Origin of the sequence: Avibacterium volantium (assembly GCF_049366555.1) — a bacterium.
Taxonomy (GTDB): domain Bacteria; phylum Pseudomonadota; class Gammaproteobacteria; order Enterobacterales; family Pasteurellaceae; genus Avibacterium; species Avibacterium volantium_A.
Map to the genome: position 1 here is coordinate 1 of NZ_JBMMGT010000083.1, position 291 is coordinate 291.

Sequence of the window (291 nt, forward strand, 5' to 3'; positions counted from 1 at the left end):
GGGTGACTGCGTACCTTTTGTATAATGGGTCAGCGACTTATATTTTGTAGCGAGGTTAACTGAATAAGGGAGCCGAAGGGAAACCGAGTCTTAACTGGGCGTTGAGTTGCAAGGTATAGACCCGAAACCCGGTGATCTAGCCATGGGCAGGTTGAAGGTTGGGTAACACTAACTGGAGGACCGAACCGACTAATGTTGAAAAATTAGCGGATGACCTGTGGCTGGGGGTGAAAGGCCAATCAAACCGGGAGATAGCTGGTTCTCCCCGAAATCTATTTAGGTAGAGCCTTG

Annotated in this window: 1 rRNA gene; it reads left to right on the forward strand. The window is 49.1% G+C overall.

Annotated features, from left to right (window positions below):
- Window positions 1-291 (forward strand): 23S ribosomal RNA (locus tag ACLS0A_RS11090); the annotation flags it as partial.